The following is a 15639-nucleotide window of genomic DNA, read 5'->3' on the forward strand; positions in this document are numbered from 1 at the left end:
TTCACAAGGTATATTAAGTATAGATACTTACAGGATGTATACAAAAATTAGGTAATATTTTTTATTTATGTTTCAAATTGACAAATCTTGTTTAAAAAAGCGCTTAAGGAGGATTTTTATGGTATAATAATATTGGAGATGGTATTATGAATTTTATATGGGATTATTGTTTTGGAACAGAAACAATAATTAGAAAAATGGTATTGGGTAATCTTGAAGATTTTAGTGAGCTTCTAAATAAATATAAAGAAGATGAGTTGAAGGAGATTTTTTTAAGCAATCTCCATAGGTTTAATGGTAAAGATAGAAGTTTTTGGAAAGTTATTTTGGAGGTTTCTAATGAAGAAATTAGAAGAAAATCAAAAGAAAGTTTTAGAAAAGATTTTGCGCTTAGAAATTTTCCATGATTTTTACCTTGCAGGTGGAACTTGCCTTCTGTTAAAGTATGATCATAGACCATCCCTTGATTTTGACTTCTTTCTTTTTCCAGATAAAGATTTTTCAAATGTATATGAAAACACAATATACAGTAAACTGAACGTAACATTTGTTTATAAAGATCCTCAGACTCTTATATTTGAGTTAGATGATATTAAGATTTCGTTGTTTGAATATAAATACCCGCTTTTAAAGCAACCTGATAAAGTTGGAAAGCTTTATTTGGCAAGTGATGAAGATATTGCATGTATGAAAATGAGTGCTATAGCTCAAAGAGGACTAAAAAAAGATTTCTATGATCTTTGGTTTTTAATTAATATCCATAAATGGACTATCAAGGAGCTAGTTTCAATGCTTGAGACTAAGTATAAAGGATATAATCCTCTTATTTTTCTTAAAGCTTTAGTTTATTTTGAAGATGCAGAAAAAAATAAAGATTTTAGAGAAGTTGAAGAAAAGTGGGAGGATATAAAGAAATTTTTTAATGATTTTGTTAGGTCTTTTAGAGAATATATTTAGTTTTAAATTTCAAAAATCGCTAGCTTTTTTACCTTGCTAAATCTTAATTATTTTCGGATAAATCTCCTTCAAAAATAAGTATATTTTTTTCCTTTTTTACTTTATCTATAAAATTTTTTGTATATCCATTATAGGAAAAGAAAGCAAAATACAAATTATTCTGATTGTTATCTTTTAAAAGTTTTTTTGATTTTTCTACCAAAGCATAATACACGTCTAAATCTACTGGTTTTTTTGTGTATTTACACTCTCCAAAAAGAATTGGTTTATTTTCTCTGTCTACTCCTACAATATCAATTTCTAAGTTTTTGTCCCACCATCTTCCAATTTTTGATAATTTTACTGGTAATTTATCATTTAAATTTAAATCTATCAATTTTTCTTTACTAATATCTTCGTATATAAAGCTTACATGTCTTTCAATAAAGGATTTTTTTATTATGTTCATAACAAAGTCAATGTTTCCAATTTCTATATAACTTTTATACGGATATATAAACTTAAACCAAAAATTTAAAAAATTATCTTTTATTTTATATATCCCTTTTTTACTTGTCTGTGGATTTTTTTCTAAAATTGGAACTTCTCTTTCCAATATATCGAGCTCGATTAGATTGTTTAGGTAATAACTTAGGGATGTTTGCTTTATGCCAAGGCTTGTTGAAATTTTTGAGAGTTTGTTATTTCCGTTTGCGATGGCCTTTATTATTGAAAAATATGAGCCTATATCTTTTAACTCTTTTTCTAGCAAAAAATAGGGTTCTTCGAATAGATAAGAATTAACGTTTAAAAAATTCTCTTTAATAGTGTCATATATATTCTCTTTTGATTCTAATATTTCTACATATTTTGGAATTCCTCCTGTTAAAGAATAGAGTTTTATTAAGTCAATATTTTTATTTTCAAAAAACTCTTTGAAATATTTAAATTTAATTGGCTTAAGATTCATTTGACCAGTTCTTCTTCCATATAGTGGACTTGAATATGAAAGAACTTCTCTTTTTATCATAGAAAGTGCTGATCCAGAGATAATTAGCATTATATTTTTATCTTTCAAATATTCATCCCATGATTTTTGCAAAATAGATGAAAAGCCTTTGTTAGACTTTAATAAATACTGGAATTCATCTATCACTATGATTAGTTTTTTCTCTAATTTTAAGGTTGAAATTATGTAAAAAAGGTCATTCCAGCTTAATAATTTGTTATTATCAAGCAGTGGAATTTTATATTTTGAATAGAGGATATTTTGGAATGTTTTAATATTTTCTGCTTCACTTTCCTCGGTTGCCAAAAAATATACACTATCTTTGTTTTTGATAAATTCTTTTATAAGTCTTGTCTTTCCCACTCTTCTTCTGCCATACAATACTATAAAGGAAGAAGTTTTTCTCTTATACTCTTTTTCTAAGAATTTTATTTCGTCAATTCTATCAACAAATTTCATAATATCACCTCAAAAACATTATACCATATTATTGTAAAAAATATTATAGTTTAAACTATTATAGTTTAAACTATAATTATAAAAATACGGCTCTGAAATTTTACGTAATAAGCAAAAACGATTCAATTGGAAGTGCTACAACATTATCCTTATTACATACAGTATAAGGTAAAGTAATCCTCAATTGTATTTTTCGAACCAGTTCCTTAAATTTCGTTATAAAGAGAATTCCAGGTAAAACGTTGACCTATTAAATCTGGAATCTTAAAAAGTAATTGATTTAATATTAACCTTGAGCGATTAAATCGTTCAATATTAACATACAAGTAGTTTGTATATGTATTTAAAGTTTCTTCAGATATAGAGTTATTTTCAAAAAAATCATTAATTACTTTTGGAAACTCTCCAGTATTAATGTATGTTTTAAAATCTTCTTTAAACCTTGTAAGTTTTAGATTTAATGTTTTTAACTCTTTTTCACTCATTTCAAATAAATCTTCCAATTTGTACTGAAAAAGTCAATGTTATGATTTTGATTAATATACTCCTTAAAAGAAACTGGTAAATACACTATATCTTTCCCAAATTCCCTTCTTCCAGGAAGCCTTTCAGAAGATTTTTTCAGATTATATGAAGAAGAGCCAGTTAATACTACAAATGCATTTTCTAGTCTTCTGTATCATATAAATATTTAATAGATTTCTGCCAATTATTTACACTCGAAATTTCATCAAGGAACAAATACTTTTTTTCTTTTATGTTGTTTTTAATGGAAAATAATCAATTAGAATTTGCGTAAGTTCATTCTTGCTGCTTATTAAATCAAGGGTTACATAAAGGAGATTGATTAACATTTTTTTCAATAAAATCTTTGATGAGAAGTTTTAATACTGTTTTTTTCCAATCTGCCTTGGACCTTTTAATATGTAAATACCATTCTTGTAATTTTTTAATTTTTTCATAAAACAAGGTATGTATTTAAATTTACTTTTTTCAAATTTTCTTATATGCATATCAAGATATATTGATTTGCTATCTTCCCACCATGGTTTTGGCTATAGACATATGAAAAATCCATGTTTTTACCTCCTGAAAAAGTTATATTATGGCATATAGTAAATTCACTGACCAAATTGGGCCTAATTTAGTCAGTGTATTGACTAAAAATGAAAAGTTAATTGTAATTCTCTAATTTAATTGATTAATATGATGATAAAAAACATAGAGGGAAAGTTACAAGAAATAAATTCTTAGACCGGTATGAAAATTGCTATTTTATTAATCTTTGACAATATAACGCTCTTTTATACAATTTTCAAAAGTTTTATTCATACATTAAATAATCGTTCTATTTTAAAACGTTTTTCGAATTATATCGTTTTATTATAAAACGATATTTAAAATTAAGCCTATATAACGTTTTATTATAAAACGATAATATGGTATAATAGTTTTGTGATAGAACGAATTAATGGGGGTAAAAATATGAAAAAAGTAGAAATACTTGAAAAATTTGAAGAGAAAAAAGAAAGGATGATTAATTTTCTTCCTAATAAAAAAAGACTTTATTTTGAAAATATTGAAAAATTTGAAAATGAAAGAGGATTATTAATATATGGTCCAAGGGGCGTAGGTAAGACAACTTATTTGTTAATGAGTGCAAAAAAAAATAATCTATTTTATGTTTCAGGAGACGATCCACTGTTTTCACAAATTTCACTTTACGATCTTGGTGAAAGTGTTTTTCAAGAAGGGTTTAACGGATTAATTGTTGATGAAGTCCATTATTTAAACAACTGGAGCATTCAAATAAAATCGTTGTATGATTCTTTCCCAAATAAAAAAATCTGGATAAGTGATAGTAGTAGCATTATTTTAAGGAAAGGAATTTCTGACCTTTCAAGAAGATTTGTTAAAGTAAAGCTACCATTATTATCTTTTAGAGAGTATTTATACTTTGAAACTGAAAAAAAATTTAATAAAATTTCTTCACCATTTGATTTTGACAGAGAATATATTATTTCGATAACAAAGGATGTAGATATTTTGAAATATTTTAAAAATTATTCAACTTCAGGAACTCGTCCTTTTTATATTGAAGGGAATTTTTCAGAAAAAATGAAAAATGTTCTTGAAAAGACAATTTATAGTGATATTCCATATTTTCTAGAAACTATTAGAGATAACCATCTAAGATTAATGTGGGCTATTATTAGCTATTTAATTTATTCAAAAATTCCAACGATTAATGTTGAATCAATGAGCAAAGAATGGAACGTTGGAAAGCAAAAATTATACGAAATACTATATGTTTTGCAGGAGTCAGGACTTATAAATATAGTGAACAGAAAGGGGAATTTTAAAGTTAATACAAAAGGGGATAAAATATTTCTTTCTGATCCATCATTTTACCATATTTTTGATGGTGAAATTGGTAATTTTAGAGAAGCATTTGTGGTTTTTGCTTTAAAAGAAATAGGAAAAATCTATTCAATTAAAAATGAAAGGGATGGGGACTTCATATTCGATAATTATAAAATAGAAGTTGGTGGTAAAAATAAAAAGCTGAAAAATTCAGATTTTGTGATAAGAGATGATCTTGATATTCCAATCAAAAATAAAATTCCGTTGTGGGTACTTGGCTTTTTGTGGTAAGATTAATCATTTTAATTTAAGTACATGATAAATCTTAAGATTTGTATCTTCAAAGATAAAATTTTGCATTTTAATGCATTTAAAACTAATATTCATCTTCTGTAGCTAAATCTTATTCAATTCTTTTTCATGATTTTCAAAAAGTAAAATTATATATCGTATCAAATATTTCTAATAAATTAGTTTTATAACTTAAGTTTGATACACGTGCGTTTTTCATTGCACAAAATTGTTAATAAATGCATTTTATTTTCTATTAGTTGATTAAATTTTATTTTATGCAAAATTTATTTTGAACTTTAAAAAACAAGAATTACTCATATTTTGATTAAAATATAAAATATGGTATGACCTAAAGTAATATATTGAAGGTGATATTATGAGTAAAATACGCTATGTAAGAAGCAGAGAAATACGTTCTAACCCCGCTATTTTATGGAAAGAAATGAAACAATTATTACTTCAAATGGGAAGCCAAAAGCAATTGTTATCCGTATCGAAAATGATATTGAAGATATTGAAAGTACTTTAGCAGCATTTAGACAGGTAAAAGCTATGAGAGCAGTTGAAAAAATGAGACTTATTTCAAAACAAAAAGGGTTAGATAAAATCAGTGACGAGGAAATAGACAAAGTAATTGATGAGGAGCAAGGTGAAGGTAGTTGTTGATGCTAATGTAATAGTTTTGGAATATTAAAAGCTGAAAGCCCCCTGCTAAAATTTTGAATTTCATTCTTTCAGAAAAAATATTAATATGTGCTGACAGTAGGATAATTAGCGAGTATAGAAATGTTATACTGCTCCCCTGAAGGATTGGACAGTTAGAAAGTAGAGAGTATAATCATATACGAAGGGGAGTGAAAGATATGAGAAAGAAGTTTTCTGCTGAAGAAAAGATGGCGATTGTACTCGAAGGATTAAGAGGTAAAAAAACTATAGCTGAAATTTGCAGAAAGCATAGTATTTCTCAAGGGCAGTATTACAAGTGGAGGGATAAGTTTCTTGAAGGTGCAAAGACTGCTCTTGAAACTTCTGGCAATTCTTCTCAAGCAGCACAATATCAAAGAAAGATACAAGAGCTTGAACAAATCATTGGCAAGCAAGCAATTGTTATTGAGACATTAAAAAAAACAATCATTCATCCTGGAGGGAAATAATAGATAATTTGGTCAAAGAAGGTTTCAGTATATCTGAAGCTGTAAGATATTTGAAAATAAGTAGGAGTACGTATTATTACAAACCAAAAGAATACAAAAGAAAGAAAAATAATGAAAGTATTCTTAAACTCATACAAAAGCTAAAGCAAAAACACCCATATTGGGGATATAGACGCATCTATGCGATGTTTAGAAAGCAAGGAAAAAAGATTAATCACAAAAGAGTTTACAGAATAATGAAAGAAAATGGATTGTTATTAAAGCAAAAGAAAAAGAAAGCCAGAAGAGTATTTCAAAGCAAAATAATTCCAAGCAGGCCGAGGCAGGTACTGGGAATAGACATGACAAAAGTACTGACAAAAGACGGAGGATGGGTAAATTACATAGCAGTAATAGACTGGTATACAAGGGAAGTACTTGGATCACAAATAAGTCTTAGGGGAAGAACAGAAGAATGGTTAAAAGCATTAAATAATGCATTAAACAAAGGATACAAAGACGGAGTAAGAGGAAGAGAAGTAATACTTGTAAGTGATAACGGGACACAACCGACAAGTAGAAGATTTATGGAAGAATGTAAGATATTAGGGATAAAACAAATATTTACAAGTTATAACAATCCAAAAGGAAATGCTAATACAGAAAGATACTTTAGGACATACAAAGAAGAGGTAGTATGGCCAGTTGAAGAAATGAGTTATTCAGAGCTAGTAGCAAGAACAAAGGAATACGAGGAATTTTATAACAGTAAATATCCACACAGTGCGTTGAAATACAGAAGTCCGCGGGAGGTATATGAAGAATATCTAAGTTTTACAAAAGTTTCGTAATTTCTGTCCAATTTTTCGGGGTGCATTACACAAATCTGTATCTTTATCTTCCAATCTAGCAATAAAATATGCAAATGCTATGGCTGTTTTTTCACCTTGACTTAGATTTTTAGCTTTTTTACCTTCCTTTAAAATTTGAAATTTATTTTTCTCAGTTGGTTTTATTACCAAATAAAAATTTTAAATAACTATTAATTTCTTTAACTGCCTTAGAAATATCAGATAAACTCTCTTCGATATGGTTAATATTCTTTTTATTTTCCTGAATTTCAACATTTATTTCAGCTATTTTTTGCTGTATCTTTCGTATTTCTTTCATTTTGGAAAAGAATCATGCTCTTTTGCAAATTCTGCTGCATAATGCTTTTCCAACATTTCAAAAATCTCATATTGTTTTTTCATACGCATATTATAAATACTATTATGTTCTTTTATCACTTTATTCATTTCCTCAATTGAAAACTCAATTTTATTAATTATAAGAGTCATAATCACCCGCTAGAAGATTTGGAGAAGAAATAAGGTGATGGTATCATTAAATTAATAAAAATGGGGTGATTTTTATGAAAAAAAGAAACAAGTATTCCCGTTTGTCTCCAACTCTTCTTGCTTTTGTTTCATTTACATCACCAGTTAATCCCCATTCAAGAGCTTCAAAAAAACTGGATTTTCCTTTACCATTTTCTCCATACAAGAAGAAATGTTTCTTGTCTAAACGAATAACGTGAGGAGTTTCATGATACATAAATCCTCTTATTCCATTAATTTTAACTGTTTTTATTTTCATATACTTCATCCTTTTTATGGATTTTATAAAATTCCTCTATTCCTTTGTATTTATTACTTAAAAAATTTCTTCCTTTGTTAATTCCAAATTCTTCTTCCCTTAAATTCAATAAATATTCTTTAAAGATTGAATTTTCAATTTTTTCTATTATTTCTTCTAAAATTTTTAATTTTTTAGACATATTTTTCACTTCCTTCTCATAAAAAATTTTATAACTATTCTTTTTTATCAAGTAATATTGATTTGCTGTTATCCCATTCATACAACGATAAAATTTTCTTTTCATCATCAAACACACAGAAAGTTGGAGTTTTTCCAACCCAGCTTCCAGAATTTGCATAAACAATATTTTCAGTAACTTTTTCAATCTTTGGTTTGTGTGTATGCCCTAATACAACAAATGCTTTTTCATATCCTTTTTCAATTAACTTTTCTCCCAAAGTTATTGATCCTTTTTCATCATATTCTTTATAGTTACCTTTATAATCCTTACTTGCAGGTGTGACATAAGATTGAAGATTACCAGCTACCTTATAAAATGGAGATGAAAATTTATTTTTTAAACTTCTCCACACATCTTTTACACCATCCATTAGATTTTCTAGTTGTTCATCTATATCTTTTGCTCCCATCTTTTCAATAATTCCAATTGTTTTTGCGATGAAGTATCCTATTACACCTTTAGAGCCACCTGCAAGTGTGGAAACATCTCTGTTATATATATCAAATCTATGACCATGTTCAACCCATAGATTCCCCTCACGATAATAGGGAAATATCAATTTTCTTTTTTCATCAATATCGTATTTATCTGTTAATTGGATGGGGCCAAAAGGAAATGGAGCAGCTTTGTAGACTAACTTTGCAAAAGGAAGAGAATCATGATTCCCGGGGATATAAATTATCTTTTTTCCAGTTTCTTTTAATTTTAGTAAAACTTTCCATAAATCAACATACATTTGTAGAATTTTTTCAACCTTACATTGCCATAGTTCAAACAAATCGCCTGCTATAATTATTTTTCCTATTTCCTCATCTTTTTCAATATATTCAAGAAAGGCTATAAATTTTTCAAAATTACCGGAGGTATAAAAATCATCGGCATCAGACATGTCACCGATGTGTAAATCACTCACAATAACCGATTTACTCATCCCTACCCCCCTAAAAATAAAGAAATAAATCTAACAAAATACTACCATACTTTTTGTAAAAGTCAAGTTGTAATAACTAAAATTTCATATATTGTTAAAAAATAGTTTGTATATTATCAAATAAACAGAGTAACTACTATTTGCTTTACTTTATCATATTCTCTGGAATAATTAAGAGCAGAACATTAATACAAAATAATTCATTTTTAACCCCAGCTTTTGAAAAGAGAATACATTTTTCTTTCTCCCTTCCACAATCCACATAGCTGCTTCTAATCAACAACTTTTTATAATCCTCCATATCAATTTTTTGTCAGTCCAATTGCAATTACCAAAGCAACATTTTCGGTTGTATGCAACAAATAGACAGAAAAATTGATGAGGTACGAAACGGAGGTAGTCGTTAATAGTTTTTGGTATAATGAAATCGGGAAGACTTCCTCCTAAAATTTTGAATTTATTGCCTTTTATTTTATTATTTTCCTAAATCACTTCATAAAATATCGGGCTATTCATAAAGTATATTTCTAAAAATCTCGTACTAAATTAGAAGTATACTTCCTAAATTTTCGTGTTATAATTTAAATGAATATATTTTCAAAAAAGAGGGTGAAAATATGAATCTAATAAAAAGAGAGCTTCTTAAAGAGATAAAAGAACATTTAAACAAACCTGAAATTACAGTTATTACCGGTCCGCGACAAAGTGGAAAAACTACATTAATGAAAGTTATTGAAAATGAACTTATTTCATCTGGAGAAAAAACTTTGTTCTTGAATCTTGATATAGAAGAAGAAATGAAGTATTTTAAATCACAAGCAGATTTATTAAAAAAAATTGAATTAGAAATTGGAGATTCTAAAGGTTATGTATTTATCGATGAAATACAGAGAAAAGAAAATGCTGGATTATTTTTAAAGGGAATATATGATATGAATTTACCATATAAGTTCATAGTTTCAGGTTCAGGAAGTATTAATCTTAAAGAAAAAATTCAGGAATCACTTGCTGGAAGAAAAAGAATTTTTGAACTTCCAACTATAACTTTTGAAGAATTTGTAAATTACAAGACAGGTTACAAATACGAGAATAAACTAGAAAAATTTTTTAGTTTAGAAGAAACTAAAACTCTATCTTTTTTAGAAGAATACATGAATTTTGGAGGTTATCCTCGAGTTATACTTGAAACAAGTTTAAAAGAAAAAAATGAGATAATCAAAGAAATTTATCAAAGTTACATAGAAAAAGATATAGTTAGTCTTTTAAAAGTTGCCAAAATTAGTGAGTTTAATTTATTAGTTAGAATACTATCACATTTAACTGGTAAAACTCTTAATTTTTCGAATCTTTCATCAGAAACAGGAATATCTACAAAAACTTTAAAAGATTATATCTGGTATCTTCAAAAAACTTATGTAATTGATTCGATCCAACCATTTTTCACAAATAAAGCAAAGGAATTAACAAAATCACCAGTTTGTTATTTTAAAGATTTGGGTTTAAAAAATTATGCATCTGGTGAATTTGGAAATGTAAATGACTTCAGTTTTTTATTTCAGAATTTTGTTTATATAAATCTGTATTATTTATCAAAAAAATACGATTTTTCTATTCATTATTGGAGGACAAAAGACAAAGCTGAAGTTGATTTTATTTTAAGAAAAGGTATAGATTATATTCCTATAGAAGTTAAATATACAAATCTAAAAAAATTTAAAATTACAAGAGCTTTAAGAAGTTTCATTAAAAAGTATCAACCAAAAGAAGCCATAGTTGTAAATTTGCTATCTAAACATGAAAAAAAAATTGGATAAAACAAAGGTCAAAATAATACCTTTTTATGAAATAAAAAAAGTTGTATCTGATAATTTTAAAAGTATTTGAAAAACTAAATCTCGATCCTTAAAGAAAATATTGGATTCTATTTCAAATGTTATAAGTCATATAACTCATGCTATTCGTGCTTAATAATGATTTACAAAAACAAATTCAAATAAATATTACTCTGATGGTGAAATGACGTAGAAATTGTATCAAAAAATATGAGAATTTTATGGTACGTTTGATTTAATTTTTTCTACAATATCTTCAGGGGTTAATAAAATTAAGTCTTTTATACCTAGCAATTCACTTTCAAACCCAGCTTTTGAAAAGAGAATATATTTTTTCTTTCTCTCTCCAAAATCCACATAGCTGCTTCTAATTAACAATTTTTTATAATCCTCCATACCAACTTTTTGTTAGTCTATTTGCATTCACCAAAAACAACATTTTCTGAGTCATATGCAACTATGTCTATATTAAATGATTCATTTTTCTTTCCAGGAACTTTTCCCCACGTATTTCCAATTTTCTCTGGAATAAATCCTAAAACTTCTGGTGTTTCTTTCAAAAATCTTTGACAAATTGTTTCAAATTTTAATCCAAAATATTGAGGAAGATTTTTCCATATTAATTCTAGCTTTTTTTCCGGAGAAAATTCTATGGTTGAAATGTACTTTCGTATAAAATTAAAATAGAAATCAAAATAAAAATCATTTATTTTGTATTTTTTCATTCTCTTTTTTTGAGGGAAAAGTGGTTCGATAGATTTTACAATTTAATATTCTTCTTCTAATTCTTTTAAATAAAGTGGAAGTGAGGTTTTTTCAATCTTTGATAGTTCTGAAATTTCGGAAATATTTACTAAATAATCTTTTCTTCCAAAAAGTGGCATTATGTAATCGTAGAATAGTTTTTTCATAAGTCCAACGTATGAACCTAGTACAATGAGTTTTGTGTTATAGTTTCAGTATTTAATTTTGTCCCATGCTTTTTGAAGAGAAAAAAGTATGGAAGGGGAAACTTTGTTGAAATTTTGAAATTCATCGAAAATGACAAACTCAAATTTTAAAAACAGCTCTTGAAAACGAAAGACTAGTTTTTTCAAGCAAGTTATTTGGCTTTAAAACATCTACAAAATAATAGAAAACATTTTCTTCTTTTTCAAAAGCTTTTCTTACGAGTGTAGTTTTTCCAATCCTTCTTCTTCCATAAACGACTATAAAAATATTTTTTTGCCTTTGAGATTTAATTTCATCAAAAAATTTCAATTCTTTTTTTATTATAAAATTCCATTAAAATCGCCTCCCGACGCAAATATTATATTTCATATAACATTATGTTGGTCAACATTATGTTATCCAACATATTACAGACATAATAATTTTAAAGAAGATATAAAATCAAAGAATGCTTGAAATTAATCAATCAAAGTTGATATTAAAAAATCCCCCTTTCGGGGGATAATGTATCAATCAGCTTTATACAAAGATTCATATTTGTAACCAGTTACTTTTTCGATAATTTCCTTTGTATTTTCGTCTACTTCTGTTTTGCCGTTTCTAAAGTCGTTTAATTTATTCATTAGCAGTTTGTGAATCTCAGGTGTGATTTTGTATTTCAATGAAACAATAATTCCAAGGATAAGTAAAATTACTGGGAATAGGAAAAATGAAAGTCTAAGCCACAAAAGAGTTGTTTCAGATTGTGTTGTGTTTGGAACGTATCCAATGAGATCTAAGAAAACCCCCAACAAAAACAAAGTTACAGCTTGCACAATCTTCCTTATTAATGTCATCATTCCAGAGTATAACCCCGCTCGTTTTTTGGTAGTTATAAGTTCATCAATATCCACTATTGTAGGTATCATAGCCCATGGGATCATAACTCCAGCAGAAAGCCCCATTCCAACTATTGCACTATTGATTATTAGTACAACATTTGAGGTGCTTTTTGGTAGCAAAAAGAGCAAAGTCATACCCAATACCCAAATCGATAAACCAATTTGATAAGCCCTTGCCTTTCCAAATTTATTGGAAATTTTTACGTAGAGAGGAAGAGATATAATCTGGAAAATTAATATACTTCCCATACAAATTGAAAATAGATTTTCTTTTCCAAGGTAATAAGTAAGATAGTAAATAAAGAGTGCCATTAAAATATCCATTGCGGTATATGCAAATATATACATTAACATATGAAGTCTAAACATTTTGTTTTTAAATATTGTAAACAAGTTACCTGAGGATTCTTTTTTAGATGAAACCTTAACTTTTTCGAATGTTCCTAAGAAGACAAAGATCCATGGAATTGCGTATAAAATTCCGAATGTTATACCCATCTTTAGAAAACCTTCAGATTTTGTCTTTGCACTATCTATTATCAATTTTGGTAAAACACCTGAAATAAGAGCTGAAATCTGTGAAAACATTATACGCGAACCAGTTAATTTAGTTCTTATTTTAAAATCTTCCGTCATTTCAGCATTTAGAGCTGTATATGGAACCATAACCAGTGTATAAACGGTTGAAAAGAGGATATATGCAAATGAATAATATAGGAATAAACTTAATTGTGAACTTCCTGAAAATGGATACCAAAGTAAAAAAAAGCTTAAGAAGATGGGGAAGATCCCAACAAGAAAGTATACTCTTCTTCTTCCAAATTTAGACTTGGTATTATCTGAAATATACCCCATTAATGGATCTGAAATTGCATCCCAAATCTTACCTATAACTAAAACAAGACCTGCATAAGATGGTTTTAGACCTACAACATCAGTTAAAAATAACAAAAACAGAGTGCCTATTACTATAAAAGATCCTCCACCGAAAATATCTCCCATACCGTATAGAATAATGTTTTTTGTCTTAACTTTCATATACTCCCCCCTCCGATATTTTCAAAGAGCTTTGAAAATTTAGAACCTTTTCTATAAAACACAGGAGGATAACCTAATTTAGACTCAATTTCATATTCTCCCCCGCTGTATGTTTTGCCGCTCCAAAGATGGACCCATTCATCTTCGGGAAGTTTTACTTTCCTAGTTTTTTTGCCTTTTTTCAAAACAGGTGCAACTAGTAGATCTCTTCCAAAAAGGTACTCATCAAACACATAAAAATTTTTGTACTCAAAAAATACGGGATAAATTAATGGCGTGCCCGTCATTTGATATTCTTCTAAATAAAACTTGATATAACTTTTGAGCTTGCTGTGAATCTCAACCATTCTTGAAAGGTGCTTCAATATTTCATCAGATGAATCAAATTGAATGTTTGAATCAGGTCTGTTTGTTTCGTGGGTTCTCATAACCGGAGAAAATGCTGAAAGTTCAACCCACCTCATGAATAACTCAGGGGTTCTTTTTACGTTGAATAATGATGTATAACCTCCTATATCACAGTGTGTTACGCCTACACCGGAAATTGCAGAAGAAAGGAAAGCAGTTACTACAGAGGGAATTCCATCATCTTTTGACCAGTTTACTAGTTGATCACCCGCCCACATAAGAGGAATATATTTTTGAAAACCAGTAAAGCCAGATCTAACAAAGAATAATATTTCGCCTATTTTTCCAGATTCTTTTAATGCTTCATAGTTTAATTTGGACCAAAGAACTGGCCAGAAGTTGTGTATTTTTTTGGGATCACCCTGGTATAGGACGCTATCATATGGTAAATACTCTCCAAAGTCTGCCATCCAACCATCAAGACCAAATTCAATTAAATTCTTTATAATCACTTGCTTGTACCATTCATATGCTTGGGGATTTGTAAGATCAACAATTCCACCGTAAAATTCCCCAAAGTCAATTAAATAAGGCTCCCTCTTCGAGTTTTTTACTAAGAAGTTGTTTGTTAATGCTTCTTTGTAAAGAGTTCCTTCACTTACCAAATAAGGATTGATGTATCCCAAAAATCTTATTCCATTTTCTTTTAAATATTTTATCTTTTCATCAAGGTTTGGATACATTTCTTTATTCCATTTCCAGTCCCAAAATAATCTTTTTCCAAAGGATGTTACTTTCTTTCCAACCCAATCTTGACACCATACACCACTGACCTTAATACCGTATTTTTTTGCAATTTCTAACTTCTTAAATAAAGTATCAGTTCCACCTTGAATTCCAAGTATTATACCGTCTAATGCCCAATCAGGTAAAATTGGCTGTCTACCAACATAACTTGTAAATTTTTCAGTGATATCTTTATAACTTTCTCCATAGAAAAACTTAATCTTTGGAAAATCCCAAAATTCAATTTCGATATAATCATTATTAGTAAAATCAAAGTTCATATACGAACTGCCTTCAACAAGAAGGGAATAACCTTTGCTGCTTAGATAATAAGGTTGTGGAAAGTTTGTTGTATAGTAATTTCCTCCTGCTTTTCCTGAGATATCAGCAAGCCATGTTACATAGTATTTTTTATTTCTTCCAACACCCGGTTCTGAGACCCAGATAGGGAATTTTTTCCCTTTTAGATTAACATAAGAAAATTGCTCGCCAAGTCCAAATATCTTTTCATCTTTCGTTGAATTTATCTTTATCCACAACCTGTTTAAATCTTTCTTTAGAGGTATAAACTCTAGAGTATCAAAATTTTTTACAACCTTTAATAGATCTTCAGAATCATTTCCAAATACGTACTCATTATTTTGTATTTTTAATTTATTTAAAGGGATTTTTTTTACTTTCTTTTCTTTAATTGAAAAATTACCACGGTACATATTTACATATTCATTTGCTCTTCCAACGAAAAAGCAAGGATTATTTATAGAATGCTCTATTAATTTTAGATTTTCTATGCTAAATTCAAAATTAGGCATTTTG

Annotated in this window: 20 protein-coding genes and 1 pseudogene; 6 read left to right on the forward strand and 15 right to left on the reverse strand. The window is 28.1% G+C overall.

The window, feature by feature from the left end:
* The first annotated feature begins 146 nt into the window (after nucleotides 1-146).
* On the forward strand, nucleotides 147-407 hold the full coding sequence (locus OB7_RS07200) for a hypothetical protein (RefSeq protein WP_004104379.1): 261 nt from the start codon (nucleotides 147-149) through the stop codon (nucleotides 405-407).
* Entirely contained in the window at nucleotides 340-957 is a 618-nt protein-coding gene (locus OB7_RS07205) for a nucleotidyl transferase AbiEii/AbiGii toxin family protein (RefSeq protein ID WP_004104381.1), read from the forward strand. Before OB7_RS07200 ends, OB7_RS07205 begins: the two co-directional genes overlap by 68 nt.
* Nucleotides 958-1000: 43 nt before the next feature.
* Here OB7_RS07205 and OB7_RS07210 read toward each other — a convergent pair whose 3' ends face one another.
* From OB7_RS07210 to OB7_RS10080, 3 genes are all read right to left on the reverse strand, one after another.
* The gene (locus OB7_RS07210; protein ID WP_114702884.1) at nucleotides 1001-2404 is read right to left on the reverse strand and encodes an ATP-binding protein; all 1404 of its coding nucleotides are present in this window, start codon (nucleotides 2402-2404) and stop codon (nucleotides 1001-1003) included.
* Nucleotides 2405-2610: 206 nt separating this feature from the next.
* Nucleotides 2611-2889: a hypothetical protein gene (locus tag OB7_RS10075; RefSeq protein WP_249031054.1), complete on the reverse strand. Its 279-nt coding sequence runs from the start codon at nucleotides 2887-2889 to the stop codon at nucleotides 2611-2613.
* A 181-nt stretch (nucleotides 2890-3070) separates the two neighbouring features.
* Nucleotides 3071-3145 carry a hypothetical protein gene (locus OB7_RS10080; RefSeq protein WP_249031064.1) on the reverse strand — a complete coding sequence of 25 codons (75 nt, stop codon included), beginning with the start codon at nucleotides 3143-3145 and terminating at the stop codon, nucleotides 3071-3073.
* Nucleotides 3146-3889: 744 nt separating this feature from the next.
* Here OB7_RS10080 and OB7_RS07220 point away from each other — a divergent pair.
* The 3 genes and pseudogenes from OB7_RS07220 to OB7_RS07230 all read left to right on the forward strand — a co-directional run bounded on the left by OB7_RS07220 (nucleotide 3890) and on the right by OB7_RS07230 (nucleotide 7046).
* Nucleotides 3890-5059: an ATP-binding protein gene (locus OB7_RS07220; protein ID WP_114702885.1), complete on the forward strand. Its 1170-nt coding sequence runs from the start codon at nucleotides 3890-3892 to the stop codon at nucleotides 5057-5059.
* 435 nt (nucleotides 5060-5494) lie between these two features.
* Entirely contained in the window at nucleotides 5495-5728 is a 234-nt protein-coding gene (locus OB7_RS07225; protein WP_249031055.1) for a hypothetical protein, read from the forward strand.
* A 197-nt stretch (nucleotides 5729-5925) separates the two neighbouring features.
* Nucleotides 5926-7046 (forward strand): annotated as a pseudogene (locus OB7_RS07230) (IS3 family transposase).
* Here OB7_RS07230 and OB7_RS10190 read toward each other — a convergent pair.
* The 6 genes from OB7_RS10190 to OB7_RS07250 are packed head-to-tail and all read right to left on the reverse strand — an operon-like array spanning nucleotide 7023 to nucleotide 8987.
* The gene (locus OB7_RS10190) at nucleotides 7023-7217 is read right to left on the reverse strand and encodes an AAA family ATPase (protein WP_114702886.1); all 195 of its coding nucleotides are present in this window, start codon (nucleotides 7215-7217) and stop codon (nucleotides 7023-7025) included. The pseudogene OB7_RS07230 and the gene OB7_RS10190 sit on opposite strands and share 24 nt — an antisense overlap.
* Nucleotides 7198-7365 carry a hypothetical protein gene (locus tag OB7_RS09855; RefSeq protein WP_170128449.1) on the reverse strand — a complete coding sequence of 56 codons (168 nt, stop codon included), beginning with the start codon at nucleotides 7363-7365 and terminating at the stop codon, nucleotides 7198-7200. The genes OB7_RS10190 and OB7_RS09855 overlap by 20 nt, the downstream gene beginning before the upstream one ends.
* Nucleotides 7362-7535: a hypothetical protein gene (locus OB7_RS09860; RefSeq protein WP_170128451.1), complete on the reverse strand. Its 174-nt coding sequence runs from the start codon at nucleotides 7533-7535 to the stop codon at nucleotides 7362-7364. The genes OB7_RS09855 and OB7_RS09860 overlap by 4 nt, the downstream gene beginning before the upstream one ends.
* A 46-nt stretch (nucleotides 7536-7581) precedes the next feature.
* A complete protein-coding gene (locus OB7_RS07240; RefSeq protein WP_170128452.1) occupies nucleotides 7582-7833 on the reverse strand; it encodes an AAA family ATPase in 252 nt (83 codons plus the stop codon).
* Nucleotides 7814-8014, reverse strand: a complete 201-nt coding sequence (locus tag OB7_RS07245; protein WP_114702888.1) for a hypothetical protein — start codon at nucleotides 8012-8014, stop codon at nucleotides 7814-7816. The genes OB7_RS07240 and OB7_RS07245 overlap by 20 nt, the downstream gene beginning before the upstream one ends.
* A 34-nt stretch (nucleotides 8015-8048) precedes the next feature.
* Entirely contained in the window at nucleotides 8049-8987 is a 939-nt protein-coding gene (locus OB7_RS07250; protein ID WP_114702889.1) for a UDP-2,3-diacylglucosamine diphosphatase, read from the reverse strand.
* A gap of 617 nt (nucleotides 8988-9604) precedes the next feature.
* Between OB7_RS07250 and OB7_RS07255 the strand changes: the two genes are divergently transcribed.
* Nucleotides 9605-10801 carry an ATP-binding protein gene (locus OB7_RS07255; RefSeq protein WP_211305598.1) on the forward strand — a complete coding sequence of 399 codons (1197 nt, stop codon included), beginning with the start codon at nucleotides 9605-9607 and terminating at the stop codon, nucleotides 10799-10801.
* Between the two features lie 237 nt (nucleotides 10802-11038).
* Here OB7_RS07255 and OB7_RS10085 read toward each other — a convergent pair whose 3' ends face one another.
* From OB7_RS10085 to OB7_RS07270, 6 genes are all read right to left on the reverse strand, one after another.
* A complete protein-coding gene (locus OB7_RS10085) occupies nucleotides 11039-11197 on the reverse strand; it encodes a hypothetical protein (protein WP_249031056.1) in 159 nt (52 codons plus the stop codon).
* A 35-nt stretch (nucleotides 11198-11232) separates the two neighbouring features.
* Nucleotides 11233-11544 carry a DUF234 domain-containing protein gene (locus OB7_RS10090; protein ID WP_249031057.1) on the reverse strand — a complete coding sequence of 104 codons (312 nt, stop codon included), beginning with the start codon at nucleotides 11542-11544 and terminating at the stop codon, nucleotides 11233-11235.
* 42 nt (nucleotides 11545-11586) lie between these two features.
* Nucleotides 11587-11730, reverse strand: a complete 144-nt coding sequence (locus tag OB7_RS10095; RefSeq protein WP_249031058.1) for a hypothetical protein — start codon at nucleotides 11728-11730, stop codon at nucleotides 11587-11589.
* Nucleotides 11731-11869: 139 nt separating this feature from the next.
* On the reverse strand, nucleotides 11870-12079 hold the full coding sequence (locus OB7_RS10100) for an ATP-binding protein (RefSeq protein WP_249031059.1): 210 nt from the start codon (nucleotides 12077-12079) through the stop codon (nucleotides 11870-11872).
* 200 nt (nucleotides 12080-12279) lie between these two features.
* Nucleotides 12280-13689 carry an MFS transporter gene (locus OB7_RS07265; protein WP_114702890.1) on the reverse strand — a complete coding sequence of 470 codons (1410 nt, stop codon included), beginning with the start codon at nucleotides 13687-13689 and terminating at the stop codon, nucleotides 12280-12282.
* Complete coding sequence (locus OB7_RS07270) at nucleotides 13686-15635, reverse strand: alpha-glucosidase (protein WP_114702891.1); 1950 nt, start codon at nucleotides 15633-15635, stop codon at nucleotides 13686-13688. Before OB7_RS07270 ends, OB7_RS07265 begins: the two co-directional genes overlap by 4 nt.
* Nucleotides 15636-15639: the final 4 nt, after the last annotated feature.

The sequence above is a fragment of the Thermosipho africanus Ob7 genome, from assembly GCF_003351105.1.
In the GTDB taxonomy this organism is placed as follows: Bacteria; Thermotogota; Thermotogae; order Thermotogales; family Fervidobacteriaceae; genus Thermosipho; species Thermosipho africanus.